Origin of the sequence: Leisingera daeponensis (assembly GCF_019801465.1) — a bacterium.
GTDB lineage: Bacteria > Pseudomonadota > Alphaproteobacteria > Rhodobacterales > Rhodobacteraceae > Leisingera > Leisingera daeponensis_A.
This window is the reverse complement of sequence record NZ_JAHVJA010000001.1, coordinates 896,194-912,748: the sequence shown is the minus strand read 5'-3', so window position 1 is coordinate 912,748 and position 16,555 is coordinate 896,194. Positions and strand designations below refer to the sequence as shown.

The window sequence follows — 16,555 nt, the reverse complement described above, 5'->3', positions numbered from 1 at the left end:
TTATCCCTCCGTCCCGGTCTTGGCCGCTTCGTCGCGTGCCGGGTTGATGTCCATTGCGTGTTCCGTGCTCATCCCCGGCTGCCAGGCAAAGCGCGACAGGCTTTCCAGCGCCAGCAGCACCGCGCCGACCACCGCCAGGAAAACGCCAAGGTCAAACAGTGCAGCGGTGGCCCATTCGAACTCCTCCAGCGGTTCCCAGTGGATATAGCCGAAATCGCTGGTGAGGAAGGGCATGCCGTTGAACCAGGCACCCATGCCGGTGGCCGCTGCGATCAGCACGCCGGAGCCGATGATGGCGTGGTAGGGATAGCGCTGCCGCTCGGTCGCCCAGGCAAAGCCGGAGGCCATGTACTGCATGATGATGGCGATCGCCGCGATCAGCCCGGCGATGAAGCCGCCGCCCGGCAGGTTGTGGCCGCGGAAGAAGATATAGGCCGCGACCATCAGCGCCAGCGGCATCATCACCCGCGTTGCCACCACCATCATCAGCGGGTGCGCATCGCCCGCCTGCGGCAGGTCCGGTTTGCGGTTCAAGAGGTAGGCGCGGACCTTGGACCCCAGCACCGCTTCGGTCAGGGCAAAGATCACCATGGCAGCGATGCCCAGCACGATGATCTCGCCGAAGGTGTCATAGCCGCGGAAGTCGACCAGGATCACGTTCACCACATTGGTGCCGCCGCCGCCCTTGTAGGAATTGGCGAGGTGGAAATCAGAGATCGTCGGGAAAGCGAAGTCCCGCATCAGCAGCGCGTAGATCAGCCCGCCCGCGCCCAGGCCCGCAACCACCGAAATCGCGCCGTCGCGGAGGCGGAAAAGGGCAGGAGTCTCGACCGGGGTTTCCTTGGGCATGAAATTCAGGGCCAGCAGCATCAGGATGATGGTGACCACCTCCACCGAGATCTGGGTCAGCGCCAGGTCGGGGGCGGAGAGGTAGTTGAAGGCCATGGAGACAACCAGCCCCACCACGCCGATCAGCACCAGCGCTAGCAGGCGGTTGCGGTGCTTGGCGACGATGAACAGGGTGGCCACCACCAGCGCGAACCAGCCGACCACCGGCAGGAGGCCGGGGTCCTGCATCTCGCGGGTTGCGGTCCCCAGGGAGCCGCCGCGGTAAGCGGCATAGCCGACCGCCACGGTGAAGGCGACCATGATCGCGGCATAGCGGGTGAGAACACCGTTGTGCAGGCCGTCGGTCACGGCCTGGCTGAGACGGGTGAAGGCGCCGATCAGGGCCTCGAAGATGGTCTTGGCCTCGGGCCGCGGCGTCGCGTTCCAGACCCGCTGCAGGGGCTTGTGCAGCGCCAGCAGGGTCAGGCCGCCGATGGTGGCGGCGATCGACATGTAGAGCGCCGGGGTCAGCCCGTGCCAGAGTTTGAGCGAGTAGTAAGGCAGTTCGCCGCCGCCGGTCACGGCGCCCGCAGCGGTGGCGACCATCGGGCCTGCGATCTTGGCCGAGGCGAAGCCGATCAGCACCACCAGCAAAACCAGAAAGGCCGGGCCGATCCACATGCCGGTGTTCGGGTCATGCGGGTGGCCGGGGTAGTCCTCGCGCTTGGGGCCGAGGAAGACATGCGCAATGAAGCGGAAGGAATAGGCGGCGGAGAACAGAGCCGCCACCGTGGCCAGGGCCGGCACGATCAGATGCGAGCCGTTCCAGATGGTGTGGGCGGTTTCCTCCAGCATCATCTCCTTCGACAGGAAGCCGTTGAGGGGCGGGATGCCGGCCATCGACAGCGCTGCCACCGTGCCGATGGTGAACGTGACGGGCATCAGGTGCCGCAATCCGCCCAGGCGTTTGATGTCGCGGGTGCCGGCCTCGTGGTCGACAATGCCCGCGGTCATGAACAGCGCCGCCTTGAAGGTGGCGTGGTTGATGATGTGGAAAACTGCGGCCACCGCGGCGATCTTGGTGCCGAACCCCAGCAGCATGGTGATCAGGCCGAGGTGGCTGACGGTGGAGAACGCCAAGAGCGCCTTGAGGTCATCCTTGAACAGCGCGATCACCGCACCGACCAGCATGGTGACCAGGCCAGTGGTGGCGACGATGTAGAACCACTCCGGCGTGCCTGCGAGAACCGGCCAGAGGCGGGCCATCAGGAACAATCCGGCCTTTACCATGGTGGCGGAGTGCAGATAGGCGGAGACCGGCGTCGGTGCTGCCATCGCATGCGGCAGCCAGAAGTGGAACGGAAACTGGGCTGATTTGGTGAAGGCGCCCAGCAGGATAAGGATCAGTGCGGGCAGATAGAGATCCGAGGATTGGATCGCTTCCTTGTTCTGGAGAATGACGCTCAGGTCATAGGAACCCGCGATATGGCCCAGCATCAGCATGCCCGCGATCATCGCCAGCCCGCCGGAACCGGTGACGGTCAGCGCCATCCGCGCGCCCTGGCGGCCTTCGGGCAGGTGTTTCCAATAGCCGATCAGCAGGAAGGAGCTGAGCGAGGTGAGCTCCCAGAACACCAGCAGAAGCAGGATGTTGTCGGACAAAACGATGCCGACCATCGCGCCCTGGAACAGCAGAAGGTAGCTGTAGAACTGGCCCATCGGATCTTCGCGCGACAGGTAGTAGCGGGCGTAGAGGATGATCAGCAGGCCGATGCCCAGGATCATCGCCGCGAACAGGAAGCCAAGGCCATCAAGGAAGAAATGCGCGTTGAGGCCAAGGGCGGGCAGCCAGTCGACCGCAGAATAGACCGTCTCGCCGCGGAACACGGCGGGGATGTGGAGCATCAGGCCGATGAAGGCGAGCAGCGTGGTCAGCCCGGCGGCAGAGGCCGCAGCATTGCGTCCGGCGCGGATCAGCAGCGCGGGGAAGACGGCTCCGAGGAAAGGCAGGGCCGCAATCAGGAATAGGGACACGTGCAAGTCTCCTGTCGGGTTGGCGCGTCGTTTTTTAGTTCAGAGCTAAACAATTTTTCAGCCCAGAACCAGCCCCGCTGCCGCGGATGCGGCGCTATTGCCGCAGGCCGGGGCCGGGCCTCATACGCTCGTTTCGGGCATATTTGGGCAGCGGGCGGCCAATAACAAGAACTTGACCAATGGATTCGGCCTGTTTCTGGTGATTGGCGCGCTGCGGCCTGATAGACCGGAGGGGCAAGAGCGGCGGCGGAGGAGCGATGGCTTGGGCAGATAAACCGGCCCCGAGGCCTGGCCGGCGGCTGATGCTGCTGGGCGGCGCGGCGGCTGCGGCGGGTTTCGGATACTGGTGGCAGCGGCGTCAGCCGCTGGACCACAATCACCCCCGGCTGACGGCTGCGGAAGCTTATGCCCAGGCGCGGGCCGGGGTGATTACCCTGGTGGACATCCGCACGCCGCAGGAGTGGCGCGCGTCGGGCGTCCCGGTGGGCAGCCACCAGATCGATCTGCGGCGCGGCGATTTCATTGAAGCGCTTCAGGCGGCGGCGGGGCCGGACCTGTCGGCGCCGGTGGCGCTGATCTGCGCCCGCGGGGTGCGCTCTGCCCGGATGACGCTGAAGCTGGCGGAGGCCGGTTTCACCAATGTGATCGACGTGCCCGAGGGGGTGCTGGGGTCTGCAGCCGGGGCGGGCTGGATAGCGGGCAACCTGCCGGTGGCCCGGTGGGAGGAATGATGGCAACGGCGACAGTGGCGGGCGTTCTGGCTGTGCTGGCTGTACTTTGGAGCAGCCCCGCAGCAGCAGGCTGCGGCGGGGAGGCTGGCATCTGCGAAGTTGCGGAGGGCGTCTACCGCATTGCGCTTCCGGACAACGCCGCCGGTGCGCCGGTGGTGGTCTTTCTGCATGGGTATGGCAGCGGGGGCCTCCGGGTGATGGGCAATACGGCGCTGGTGGAGGGGCTGACCGCCCGCGGGTACGCGGTGATTGCGCCGGACGGCACCACCCGCGGCGGCGGCAGCCGGCGCTCCTGGGTGTTCGGACCGTTTTGGCAGGGGCGCGATGAGGCGGCCTTTCTGGCGGATGTGCTGGACGATGCCGCGGCGCGCTTTGCCACATCGCGGGAGCGGACGGTGCTGGCGGGGTTCTCCTCGGGTGCGTTCATGGTGAATTATCTGGCCTGCAGCCATCCCGAAGCCTTCGCAGCCTATGCGCCGGTGTCCGGCGCCTTCTGGCGGCCGCAGCCGGAGGATTGCGCCGGGCCGGTGCGGCTCTTCCACAGCCACGGCTGGGCCGATGGCGTGGTGCCGCTGGAAGGGCGGATCCTGGGCGGCGGCCGGTTCGAGCAGGGGGATGTCTTTGCCGGGCTGGAGCTGTGGCGCCGGACCAACGGCTGCGCCTCGCACGCGCCCGTCGTGACCATGGCGGAAGACGGGGTGCTGCGCCGCCGCTGGGTGTGCGGAGCGGGGGCCGGCATCGAACTGGTTCTGCATGAGGACGGCCATTTGGTGCCGGATGGCTGGCCGGAGTGGATGGCGGACTGGTTCGAGTCGGAACCGGCGGTGCGCTGAAGCCACGGGAGCATGCGGTTCACAGGGGGCTCCCGCCCCTTTGGCGCGAAAATCAGAGATTTCCGGCAAAGCGTTGGGCCAGGCGGCGCGCCCTTGCGGACCCGCCGCAGCCGGGTCCGCAGAGCCGCCTTGCGCCGCACTTTTGCGCGGCGCAGGGCCCAAGGCCGCCAAGGGCATCCCGGCTGTGCCCGGGGGGAGGCGGGCGCGGGAAAGCCGCTGCAGAGAGCCGGGTTATTCCGCCGGGGTGCCGCGGGGCGCGCTGCCGTCCAGCAGCGCCTTCAGGTCGGCCCGTGCGGCGCGGGCGGCACGGGTGATCTGAGGTTCGGTGAATTCCTCGCGGGTGGCCATCCAGTGCCGGATGCGGTTCACCGTCTTGACGCCGGACAGCGCCGACAGTGGCACCGCCAGCACCAGCGACAGCGCAATCGGCGCCAGCCACAGCGACACGGTGCCGCTGAGGATCCCGGCCCATAGCGCGACGCCGCTGACGGTTTCCAGCGCGTGGCAGGTGATCAGCGTGCGCAGGGAATAGCTGCCGCCGTCGCGCGCCTGCGGCGCCCAGCCGCGCTGCAGGCCGAGCGCGGTGCGGAACACGGCGATCATCTGCTGCACCATCAGGATCGGCGCGTAGAGAACCGCCAGAATCACCTCAGAGAGGAAGGACAGCGCGAAATGCACCGGGCCGCCGTATTCCGAGAAGCGGCTGCCGGTGAGCGGCAGCGCCGCCGCGGCCAGCATCTTGGGCGCCAGCAGCATGGCGTAGATCAGAATGATCACCAGCACATGCTTGGGTTCGGACATATCGGGCCAGCTGGGCCGGAAAGGGTTGGCCTCACTGAAGTAGCTGATCACCGAAGCCTCTTCGCTGCGGCCGATGATTGCCCACAGCACCAGCAGTGCGAACCACACCGGCGCCATCAGGTAGCCGATCGCCCCGGCGAAAAGGTGGAAGCGGGAAATCGCGCGGAAGCCCTTGGCGTGCAGCAGGTTGAGGTGCTGTAGGTTGCCCTGGCACCAGCGGCGGTCGCGCAGGATGTGGTCGATCAGGGTGGCTGGGGTCTCTTCATACGAGCCGCGGATGCGGGGCAGGAAACGCACCGACCAGCCGGCCCGGCGCAACAGCCCGGCCTCGACGAAATCGTGGCTCATGATCAGCTTTTCGCCGCCGCCGAAGCGCGACCGCAGCAGCGGCAGGCCGGCGCAGGCGGCAAAGGCGCGGGTGCGGATGATGGCGTTGTGGCCCCAGTAGTTGCCCTCGTGGCCGGCCCAGCGGGCCAGGCCCTCGGCAAGCGCCAGGCCGTAGACGCCATTGGCGAACTGCTGCATGCGGCCGAACACCGACTGGGCGCCGATCAGCTGCGGGTAGCTCTGGATCAGGCCGGCGCCGGGATCGCGGGCCAGCGCGTCGGCCAGCCGGGCGATGGCGCGGCCGGTCATCAGGCTGTCGGCGTCCAGCACCAGCATCGCCTCATAGCCTGCGCCCCAGCGGCGCACCCAGTCGGCGATATTGCCGACCTTGCGGCCTTCGTTGTCGGCGCGGCGGCGGTAATAGAGCTCAGCGCCTTCCGGCAGCATGCTGCGCAGCGCCTCGACGCTGGCGCGCTCCTGATCGGCAATCGCATCGTCGCGGGTGTCCGAAAGGATGAACATCGCGTACTCATGCTGGCCGCCGCGGCCGTGCAGTTCCTGCAGCATGGTCTGGGCGTTGCCCAGCACATACCAGGGCACCTCGTTGTAGACCGGCATCAGCAGCGCCACTTTCAGCGGCCGGGCAGGGCCGCGGGCGACGGTGCGCTCGCGCCGCGACAGGCCGTAGAGGCCCAGCAGCACGGTGGAGACGGTGAAGGCGATCCAGAAGAAATTGAAGGCGATCAGCGCCAGCAGGATCACCTCAAGCACGGAAAAGCCGCCGTCGGTGAACCAGCCGCCCATCACCCAGGTTAGGACACCGGTGGCGGCCATGGCCGGCGAGAAGGCCAGCAGGCGCCACAATGCCACCTGGCGCGGCGCGGCAGTGCCGGGGGCTTCCGCGTCGCGGAAGTCCTTGCTGAAGTCCTGCTCCGGCATAGCCAGAGGCTGTTCCGGGGGCATCAGATCACATGCCGTCATGCGGTCCACCTGTAAAGCCAGACTTCGGAGGCGGGGTTGCCGTCTTTCCTGAGCTGGGCGCGAAGTTCGACATGATCCCGGTCGCCGGGATCGAAGTAGAAGGCGAGCCGCAGGCCGCCGGTTTCCGGGTTGCGCTGCAGCACGCCTTCGCTGGTCGCCACATGGGGAGAGTGGATGTGGACGTCAAGGGTCTCCGGATCAGCTTCGAGCAGCGGATGCTTGTCGAAGTCGATGGTCATGATCCGCCCCGGGCCGCCGAAGATCCGGGCGCCTTCGGCAGTGTCAATCACCCGCGGCATCGGCAGGGCCGGCTCGTCGCCCCAGGTGAGGCGGTAGTTCAGGCTGATCTCCGATCCCGCCGCATAGGGTTCGCGCGGGCGCCAGTAGGCGACGATGTTGTCATAGATCTCCTTGTCGGCGGGAATTTCCACAAGGGTCACGGCGCCTTTGCCCCAGTCTTTCTTGGGTTCGACCCACAGGCAGGGGCGGTTGTGGTAGAAGGCTTCGAGGTCGTTGAAGTCCGAAAGTTTGCGCGACCGCTGCATCAGGCCGAAACCGCGCGGATTGTCGTCGACAAAGGAGGAAACCTGCAGCCGCTTCGGGTTGGCCAGCGGCCGCCACAGGGTTTCGCCGTTGCCGTTCAGCACCAGCAGGCCGTCGGTGTCATGCACCGCCGGGCGGAAATCGTCGAACCGGTGGCGGTTGGTGGCGTCGAACAGGAACATCGAGGTGAGCGGCGCCAGCCCTGCATGGGTCAGTTCCTCGCGGGCGAACAGCGTCGCTTCCACTTCCATCACCGTGCTGCTGCCAGGGGTGATGAGGAAGCTGTAGGCGCCGGTGACGGACGGGGAGTCCATCAGCGCATGCACCACCATGTGACGCTGGCCGGGGGCGGGCGCCTCCAGCCAGAACTCGATGAATTCGGGGAATTCCTCGCCTTCGGGGTCGGCGGTCTTGAGCGCCAGGCCGCGGGCAGACTGGCCATAGGCGTTGCCGATGCCGATGGCGCGGAAGTAGCTGGCGCCCTGGAAAACGCAGAACTCGGTCTTTTTTGTCGGGTCGTCCAGATCGGTGCGCAGGCGGAGGCCGGAATAGCCGAGCTCGCCTTCGGTGCTGAGGTCGGGCGCCTTTTCGTTCTTGTCGAACAGATTGATGTCGAAGGGCACGCGCTCGGTGACGCCGTCCGCAACGGTGTTGATCTGAATGGCGCGCGGGAAATAGAGGCCGGGCAGGAAGAAATCGACGTTGTAGCTGCGGTCGGTCTTGGACCACAGCGCGTCCTTGGTGCGGAACCAGCGCGCCTTGTAGTCGTCATAGGACTGTTTCAGCCAGTCCTGCGGCACCGTCGGGCGCTCGGCATAATCGTCAGCGGCCAGAGCGCGGGCCTTGGCGATCACCATGCTGCGGCTGAAGGGCACGGCTTCGCTGGCCAGACCCGGCAGGGCGGACAAGGCGGTGCTGCCAAGCACGGCAGCCAGGAAGGAACGGCGGGTAAAAGAGCTCATCGTTTGGCTCTCCAAGGTTGAGACTTGAACCAGGCTGCAGTGTAAGCGCAGACAATGATTAGGAAAAAGCCAACCAGGTTGGCGAATGCCGTGGTCATAACCGCGCGGTCGGTCTGGTCAAGCGCAAAGCCGATGAACCGGGCCAGCGCCATCGAGAACACAAACACTGCAAGCGATTGCTGGCCGACCTTGGTGATCAGCTGCAGCAGGACCGCCCAGATCCGAGCGGCCAGCGACTGGCCCGAGGCAATGAGCCGCTTGCCGCCGGTGCCCGCCGCAACCCAGCCGAGATAGGCCAGCGACAGGAAGTGGGTATAGCGCAGCAGGCCGAAGTCGGTCTTTTCCCGCCACTGCGCGGTGATCTCCCAGGTGGGGCGGATCAGGCCGGCGACATCCTTGTTTGCGGCTTCCACCCAGAGAAAGACTTTCCAGGAACCGAATGGGGCGGACAGGATCACAAATGCCGCCGCCAGGATCACCAGCGCCTTGGAGACCGGGGGGGCGGGCAGCCAGCCCTTCATGAAGGCAAAGCCGGTGAAAAACAGCAGCTGCCAGCCGAGCGGGTTGAAGAACCACTCTCGGTCGGACCAGGGTTCTGCCGGGAAGGAGACGCCGTTGGGGCCGAGACCGATAATATAGGGGTTGGCGGTGAGCCAGATCGCCACCGATGCGGCGGCCACGGTCCAAAGGCCCGCCTTTTCCAGCCCCATCATCAGCGGCATCAGCAGCAGCACCACCAGATACATCGGCAGGATGTCGAAGTAGTTCGGGACATAGGTGAGGGTGAACAGCCCGGTAAGCTGCTGCACGGTGTTGGTGAAGAACCAGTGCAGGTTCAGCGAGCCGATGTAGCTTTTGTCGAAGCTGCCGTAGAGATCAAGCGCCGCCATCGAGGCAGCGAGGAAGAAGAACAGGCCGATGTGGGCCCAGTAAACCTGCCAGCAGCGGAAGATCACGCGGGCGGTGCCCAGCCACCAGCCCTGCCGGGCAAAGGAGCTGCCGAAAGCGATGGCCGAGGCCATGCCGGAGCAGAAGACGAAGATCTCGGTTGCGTCCGAAAAGCCGAACCGGGCTGGAATCCAGCTGGCCCAGCGGTTTCCCGGGATATGGGCGACGAGAATGATGAACATCGCGATGCCGCGGTAGAAGTCGAGCCGCGGGTCGCGGACACGCTGCTGGGCCGCCTGCAGCGGGGGCGCTGCACGGTTGGCGGCACTGGGATCTTTCTGAGGCCCGGGGAAGGGCGCAACGCTGGACATTGGTTGTTTGGGTCCTTGGAAGTCTTATTCGGCGGGAACGCTTTTGGCGTCGGGGGAGTTCCGGCCTTCGGCGATCAGAGCGCGGCGGGCCAGGGCGTAATTGTCCTCGGTGCCGCCGCGCTTGACGCAGCGGTCATCCAGTATTGCTTCGGCTTCGTCAAGCTGTCCTGCACGCAGGCCGGCGTCTATGGTTATCCGTTCGAAAACATCGCGTTGCGCGTGGCTGCCGCCGGCCAGCTGCAGCGTGGCGCGGGCTGTGGATAAATTTGCGAAAGCAGCCTTATAATTACCGTCTCCGAAGGCTTCCAGCCCGTCGGCGGCAGCGCAGCCGGGGGCCGCCATCCGCTCTTTGGCCTCGCTGCCGCCGGCGCCGGCATCGGCGTGAATCCGCTTAACCAGCTTGTGCGCCTCCTCCTTGCGGTGGCCTGTGAGGGCCAGGAGGTAGTGCAAATCGGCAAAAATCAGGCTTCCATCCTCGGTCCGGGCAGCACAGAGATTCGCGAGCTCTTCCCACCGGGGGCCGACATCGACGCCTTCCAGTTCCAGCCGCATCAGCAGCGAGGTGGCGTTGGAGATGTCGCGGTAGTCGTCGGTCTTGTCCTTGCGGACCTCGGTGTCGTAAAGCGCGATGGCCGCATCCATCTGGCCAAGGTCCAGATGCATCAGCGCCTTGTGCCACCAGACGTGATAGCGGAAGTTGTTGCAATGGGCCCAGGCGTCCTCGCGGCCCTCCAGCCATTCCAGTCCGGCCTCGGCGTTTCCGGTCATGTCATGGACATGGGCAACGGCGTGCAGGCCCCAGGCATCGTCCGGCGCCATCCACAGAGCCTGGCGCCCGGCGTTGGCCGCACGTTCGTATTCGCCGGTTTCCTCCAGCGAGAAGGAATGGCAGCCCAGCAGGTAGCCGCGGCCCGCGTGGTCCGGATCGTAGGAGGGCAGCACCCGCTCGATCGAGGCGCGCATGCCTGCGGGGTCGCCCATGATGAAGCGGATGCCGTGGCTGAGTTTCATCGCCAGGGTGTCCTGCGGGAAGATGTCCAGCACTTCCTCCATCCGCTGGATGGCTTGGCTGGGGCGGCCGGCCAGCCAGTTTTCCAGCGCATCGACGTACTTCCGCTCGCGCGGCAGGGCGCCGTCATAAAGGGCCTTGGCGTCGCGCAGAGCCTCGCGGGCCGTCGGCAGCAGTTCTGACCGGCCGAGCATCAGAAGCGACAGCCCCTTGATCGCATGGGCCAGGGCGAAATCCGGCGCCGCCTTCAGCACCGCGCCCAGATGATCGGCTGTGGCGGCGGCATGCGACAGAACCCCAAGCTGCACGGCGTTCCAATCCTGCAGCGCGGCTGCGTCAGTCAGGCTGCTGTCCTGGCCGAAAATGTCATGCGTCATGGGATTCCAATCTTTGTTTCTGAACTGTGCGGGTTTGCCGTATCTCAGTAATGTAGAGTAGATCATGGGAATGACCCGGGCGAACCCCGCTCGCGGTTTGGTGATGGGCTGTGTGCCTCCGGATGTGCAATTCGCCGGATGTGTAAGATTTCCGGGGAAATTTCCGCAAGTGGCCGGCGCCATAGATTGCAAAAACACCGCCGGTTTGGCGGTGTTTTGCCGGAAATTGTAACACTTGGCGGAATGCCGCCGCGGATTGCAGCGGTCAGGCCTGCCCGAAGGGGGTGCCGGAGCCCAGAATCTCTTCGGTTGCCTCACCGCACCGGGGCGGGGCATGCCGGTATGTGACTGGCGTGCGCGAGAAATTCAGCGGGTTGCCCAGCAATCTGACCGGCCCGGCAGCGCTGTCCATGCCGATCGCCATGCTGCGGGCTTCGACCTGATCGCTGGCGAACAGGGTCTCCAGATCCTGCACCGGGCCCGCAGGGACCTTGCGGGCTTCCATGGCGGCCAGCACCTCATCCGTGGTGAACCGCTGCACCGAGGGGATCAGGATCTCATTCAGCGCATCGCGGTTCTGCAGGCGGGCAGGGTTGGTGGCAAAGCGCGGATCCTCCGCCAGGCCCTCCAGCTTGAGGAACTCCATGAAGCGGCGGAACTGGCTGTCATTGCCCACCGCGAGGATCACATGGCCGTCCGAAGTCCGGTAGACCCCATAGGGCATAATGCTGGGATGCTCGTTGCCGCGGCGCTTGGGGATCTGGCCGGTGTTCAGGTAAGCGACGCCCTCGTTGATCAGCCAGGCGATCTGGGCATCCACCAGCGCCAGATCGATCTGCTGGCCCTCCCCGGTCTTTTCCCGGTGGTGCAGGGCGGACAGGATGCCGATGCAGGCATACATGCCGCACATCACATCGGCGATCCCGACGCCTGCCTTCATCGGCTGGCCCTCGGGCTCGCCGGTCAGCGACATGATGCCGCCGAAGCCCTGCGCCATGATGTCATAGCCGGGCTTGTGGCTGTTGGGGCCGGTCTGGCCGTATCCGGAGATCGAGCAGTAGATCAAACCGGGGAGATCGTCCTTGAGACTGGCGTAATCCAGGCCGTATTTCGCCAGCCCGCCGGGCTTGAAGTTCTCGATCAGGATATCGGCCCCTGCGGCCAGACGGCGGATGGCCTGCTGACCTTCTTCGGTTGCAATATCAATGGCTACCGAGCGCTTGTTGCGGTTGGCGGCCATGAAGTAAGCCGACAGATCGGAGCGGTTGCCATCCGCATCGGTTACATAGGGCGGCCCCCACTGGCGGGTGTCGTCGCCGCCGGTCTTGGGGTTTTCCACCTTGATCACCGTGGCGCCGAGATCGCCCAGCAGCTGGGTGCAGGTCGGGCCTGCCAGGATGCGGGAAAGGTCGAGAACCTTGACGCCCTTCAGGGCGCCGTGGGGGAGAAGATCAGATCCGGCCATCGTAGTCTCCGCGGTCTATCACGGCCGAGATGACGGTGAATGTGTCTGCTGTCAGCGCGTGCTGCAGGGCGGCGCGCAGTTCGGTGCGGTTTGTGACCGTCACGCCGTTGCCGCCAAAGGCGCGGCCCATCGCGGCGAAGTCGTGTTCCGCGAAATCCACCCCGCCGTTGGCGAGCTGGCGCTGGCGCTGCTTGAGCTCGATCAGCGCCAGGCTGGCATCGGCGAAGACCACGAAGACCGGCGCCACCCCCAGCTCCGCGGCGGTGGAAAGCTCGCCTGCCACCATCAGGAAGCCGGCATCGCCGGAAAAACTCACCACCGGGCGGTCCGGCCGGGCCAGCTTGCGCCCGATCGCCATCGGCACAGCGCAGCCCATGGTGCAGAGCGCGGAGGACTGAACCAGCCCGCGCGGCTCGGAACACTCCCACATCTGGCTGAGCAGGATCCGGTGCGCGCCGCTGTCGGCGGTGGCCAGCGTTTCCGGCGGCAGCACGGCACGGCATTCGGCGATGACACCCGCAGGGCCCCAGTCGTTGTCTTGAGGGAAGGCCTCAGACAGCGCGCGCTTGACCGCCTCCGGCTTCCCGTTGCTCCAAACCGGACCGGGGTCGGTGCCGTCGGAAAGCGCCGCAAGCGTGGGGGCAATCGCGGTCAGGAAGTTCAAGCCCGCCTGATGCATGTAATGGGTGTTTGCTTCGGGTGCGATGTCGATGACGTTCTGGGTCTCCACATCCCAGACGTTGCGCCAGCCGGGGCGCATCTCAATCGGGTCATAACCGATGGAGAGCACCAGATCGGCCTCCCGCACCAGCGGCAGCAGGTGTTTGTCCGCCAAGGGCGACAGGCCCGCGCCGCCAAGGCAGAGCGGGTGATCCTCCGGAATGATGCCCTTGGCTTTGTAGCTGGTCACGAAGGGAATCCGGTGCTTCTCGAGGAAGGCGCGCAGGGCGGGGCCCGCGTTTTCCTGCAGGGCGTCGAGGCCGATCATCGCCACCGGTCGCGCGGACGCCGAAAGCCAGGAGCGCGCCTGCGCCAGCGCCTCGCCGCTTGGCGCGCTGGCACTTGCAGGCGCGCGGCGGATGCCGCGGTCCCTGGCCGGCGTATCTGCCACTGAGATCGGCACGTCGATATGCACCGGACCGTTTCGGGGCTCGGTTGCAATGGCAACCGCTTTGTCTGCGATCAGGTCCGCGGCCTCGGCGTCAAGGCGGAAGCTGGCCTTGGTGACCGGGGCAAAGACGGCGCGGTGATCGAGCACCTGGTGGGTGTAGCTCTGCTCCTCCGCCGCGTCGACGCAGCCGGTCAGGACCAGCATCGGCACCCGGTCCTGATGGGCATTGGCCACCACATTGACACCGTTCAGTGCTCCGGGGCCGAGGGTGGCCACGAGAATGACCGGCGCGCCGTCGGCGTGATGCACGCCTTCGCCCATGAAACCGGCGCAGTTTTCATGCTTGGCCAGGTGGAAGGCAATGCCCGCCTTGGTGAGCGCATCCACCAGGGTCAGCACCTCGCCGCCGGGCATGCCGAAGGCGTGGCGGCAGCCTACCTCGTGAAGCCGCCGGGCCAGAACATCGGCTGCGCGGAGGGTTTCTGTCATCTTGTCCGTCCAATTCTTTGATTTGCCGCCAGAATGCCGAGGCTGCGCCTGTGCGCAAGCCCTCTCACGCCAGTGTGAAATACTGCTGCGGCGGATTCCGGCGCAGGTTCAGGAAAGGAGTATTTTCCGCCGCACAGAAGCCGGCAAGCTATTTTTGCGCCTGTTCGGCAATCAGTGCGAAGCGGCGGTCGAGCTGGTCTGCCAGCCCCGCCAGTTCCGCGCCGCCCTCGTCTGCATAGGGGGCGAGCACATGCGAGGGCAGCTTGTAGGACAGGGTGGCGCTTCCGTCGTCTTCCTCTGTCACATACATCCGCACCGGGGCCTCGATCATTGCAGCGGTGGAGAGCGCCAGAATTTTCACCGCGAACTCATTGTTGAACAGGCCGATCACTCGGTTGCCGGGGATGGTGATGCCGCGGGAGGCGGCCGCGCCGGTGGGGCCGGCCTGAGTGACGACATTCAAACCTTCTGCCTTGGCGGCGGCTTTGACGTCCAGGATCAGCTCTTCGTAAGGTTTGGAGGTTTGATGGACCGCCCAGCCGTCGCGCGGGGCAATGCTTCCGGCCGATGCGGGCACCGCGGCAAGCAGGAAAGCAATGGTGAGGCGTTTGAAAGACATCGGGCAGCTCCCTGAGATTTGGGCTTCAACATCTACGGCAAAGCAGCTGGCCTGAAGCTCACAATCGCGTGCGGCCGGCAGAAGGCCGCCTGCCGGGGCTGAAAGCTGCGCGCGTCCCGGGCAGGGCAGCGGACGTCGAGATCAGACCGCGATCTTGCCGCCGCCCTGTCTGGTCACCACGACCACCGAGGGGCGGGGCGGCATCGCCGGGTTGAAATCAGGCCAGCGGGTGGCCGGGTCTTCGAATGTGGAGTCGCGTTCAAACCCTTGCAGGTTTCGGGTGCCGTCTGTGCCGGGGTGCTGCACCGCCAGGAAGAGGGTTTCATTATCCGGGGTGAAATAGGGGCCGCAGAGCTCGGCTCCGGCCGGGCACCGGAAAAACAGCTTGGAATGACCGCGCAGGGCGCCTTCGGTCTCCAGCCCGTAGAGCCCGTCCGACTTACCCGTCCTGTCCCACTTGCGGCCCTGGTCAGTGGCGACCCAAAGCCGTCCTTCAGCGTCAAAGGCGCAATTGTCCGGGGAACCGAACCAGCCGTTTTCCGAGGTTTCCGGGTTCCATTGGGCGCCCACGGCGGCAATTGCGGGGTTGCCGCATTGCACCAGGATGGACCAGCTGGCACGGGTTGCCGCGTGGTCGCCGCCGTCTTCCTTGATTTCGATGATGTGGCCGAAATCCGATCCCGGCCGCGGATTGGCGGCATCGGTCTGTCCGGGCGTGCGCTTGGAATTATTGGTCAGCATCACAAAAGCGGTACCGTCCCCGCGGGGCGAGACATCCTCGGGCCGGTCCATCGGTGTGGCTCCCAAGGCGTCCGCGGCGAGGCGGGCGTCGATCAGCACATCGGCCTGGCCGGCAAAGCCGTTTCCCGCTGTCAGCGGACCCTGCCCATGCACCAGCGGCAGCCAGAGCAGGGTGCCTTCCGGGCCGAACCGGGCCGCATAGAGTGTGCCGTCGGAGAGCAGCCGGGAGTTGGCGGCGCGATCCTGCGAAACTGATCCGTTGGAAACGTATTTATAAAGATATTCGAACCGGGCATCGTCGCCCATGTAGATCACCAGGCGCCCGTCGGCGGACAAGGTGGCTTCCGCGCCCTCATGCGCAAACCGGCCAAGTGCGGTGTGCTTCACCGGCGTGGAGAACGGGTCCAGCGGATCTACCTCAACAACCCAGCCGAAGCGGTTCACTTCATTGGGTTCTTTGCGGATGTCGAAACGGTCGTGGTACTTGCCCCAGGCGTACCAGTTGCCCGGCGCGCCATACCGCCGCAGTTTCGGCGCCTCCGGGTGGCCGGAAGCGTCCGGCTCGCCGTCAGTGCCGGTTTCATCCGACCAGAAGTATCCGTGGAAATTCTCCTCGGCCATCAGCCAGGTGCCCCATGGGGTCATGCCGCCGGCGCAGTTGTTCAGGGTGCCGATGATTTCACGGCCGGACGGGTCCGCGCTGGTTTGCAACCGCGAATGGCCTGCTGCGGGGCCGCTAACTGCCATCACGGTGTTCAGCGGCGAGATGCGGCGGTTCAACCTGCTGCCGCGCACGACGGTCCATTTGCCATCGGTCCCGCGGGCGATTTCCACCACCGAGCCGCCGTGGGCGGCCATTTCGATATCCGCAAGCTCCCGGGTCATGCCGGCGAACCCGGCCTTGTCCTGGCGGCCAAGGCCGGGAAACATCACCTCTTCGTTGGTGTATTCGTGGTTCACGCACAGCAGCCCGCGGGTGCCCTCGGCGTTCAGCGGCAGGAAACCGATGTAATCGTTATTGTAGCCGAATTGCTGCAACTGGGCTTCGGCGCTCTGGTTCATCACGTCGAACTCCGGCGCGCCGGCAGTGACTGGATCCCCCCAGCGGAGCAGGATATGCGCATCATAGCCCGCAGCGACGTGGTGGGTCTCGTCAATTCCCCAGTCCAATTCGCCGAAAGCATAGCGGCTCTGCGCAGTGGGAGCTGCCGCATGGGCGTGACGGGGGGCGGTGAAGGCCGAGGCGCTGAACAGAGATGCGGCGGCTGAAACCCCCAGCGCTCCCTTCAGCACATTCCTGCGGCCATACCGGGCGGCGATCATCGTGCCGATGGTGCAGTCCAGGAGGGGGTTGGCAGGAATATCGTCAGCCGCTTCGAAGGCTTCCGCCTTGTTGCCGGCTTTCAGGGCTTCAAGGAACTTCCTGCGCTGCATTTCCGGTCTCC

11 protein-coding genes are annotated in these 16,555 nt (G+C 65.8%); 2 read left to right on the top strand and 9 right to left on the bottom strand.

Features of this window, described 5'->3' with window-relative positions; translation table 11 throughout:
- A complete protein-coding gene (locus tag KUV26_RS04460) occupies window positions 1–2,862 on the bottom strand; it encodes a monovalent cation/H+ antiporter subunit A (protein WP_222507455.1) in 2,862 nt (953 codons plus the stop codon).
- Between the two features lie 257 nt (window positions 2,863–3,119).
- On the opposite strand from KUV26_RS04460, the gene KUV26_RS04455 reads away from it, so the two are divergent.
- Window positions 3,120–3,593, top strand: coding sequence for a rhodanese-like domain-containing protein (locus KUV26_RS04455; protein ID WP_222507454.1), 474 nt, complete (start codon window positions 3,120–3,122; stop codon window positions 3,591–3,593).
- Complete coding sequence (locus KUV26_RS04450) at window positions 3,590–4,426, top strand: alpha/beta hydrolase family esterase (RefSeq protein WP_409996937.1); 837 nt, start codon at window positions 3,590–3,592, stop codon at window positions 4,424–4,426. The genes KUV26_RS04455 and KUV26_RS04450 overlap by 4 nt, the downstream gene beginning before the upstream one ends.
- Window positions 4,427–4,657: 231 nt before the next feature.
- On the opposite strand, the gene mdoH is transcribed toward KUV26_RS04450, so the two are convergent.
- From mdoH to KUV26_RS04410, 8 genes are all read right to left on the bottom strand, one after another.
- The gene (gene mdoH / locus KUV26_RS04445; protein WP_222502961.1) at window positions 4,658–6,535 is read right to left on the bottom strand and encodes a glucans biosynthesis glucosyltransferase MdoH; all 1,878 of its coding nucleotides are present in this window, start codon (window positions 6,533–6,535) and stop codon (window positions 4,658–4,660) included.
- Complete coding sequence (locus KUV26_RS04440) at window positions 6,532–8,040, bottom strand: glucan biosynthesis protein (protein WP_222507452.1); 1,509 nt, start codon at window positions 8,038–8,040, stop codon at window positions 6,532–6,534. Before KUV26_RS04440 ends, mdoH begins: the two co-directional genes overlap by 4 nt.
- A complete protein-coding gene (locus tag KUV26_RS04435) occupies window positions 8,037–9,299 on the bottom strand; it encodes an OpgC family protein (RefSeq protein WP_222507451.1) in 1,263 nt (420 codons plus the stop codon). The genes KUV26_RS04440 and KUV26_RS04435 overlap by 4 nt, the downstream gene beginning before the upstream one ends.
- Before the next feature lie 24 nt (window positions 9,300–9,323).
- The gene (locus KUV26_RS04430) at window positions 9,324–10,685 is read right to left on the bottom strand and encodes a tetratricopeptide repeat protein (RefSeq protein WP_222502964.1); all 1,362 of its coding nucleotides are present in this window, start codon (window positions 10,683–10,685) and stop codon (window positions 9,324–9,326) included.
- 265 nt (window positions 10,686–10,950) lie between these two features.
- A complete protein-coding gene (locus KUV26_RS04425; protein WP_222507450.1) occupies window positions 10,951–12,150 on the bottom strand; it encodes a CaiB/BaiF CoA transferase family protein in 1,200 nt (399 codons plus the stop codon).
- Window positions 12,137–13,750: a thiamine pyrophosphate-binding protein gene (locus tag KUV26_RS04420; RefSeq protein WP_222507449.1), complete on the bottom strand. Its 1,614-nt coding sequence runs from the start codon at window positions 13,748–13,750 to the stop codon at window positions 12,137–12,139. The genes KUV26_RS04425 and KUV26_RS04420 overlap by 14 nt, the downstream gene beginning before the upstream one ends.
- A 148-nt stretch (window positions 13,751–13,898) precedes the next feature.
- The gene (locus KUV26_RS04415; protein ID WP_222507448.1) at window positions 13,899–14,369 is read right to left on the bottom strand and encodes a DUF302 domain-containing protein; all 471 of its coding nucleotides are present in this window, start codon (window positions 14,367–14,369) and stop codon (window positions 13,899–13,901) included.
- Window positions 14,370–14,510: 141 nt separating this feature from the next.
- Entirely contained in the window at window positions 14,511–16,544 is a 2,034-nt protein-coding gene (locus KUV26_RS04410) for a PhoX family protein (RefSeq protein ID WP_222507447.1), read from the bottom strand.
- Window positions 16,545–16,555: the final 11 nt, after the last annotated feature.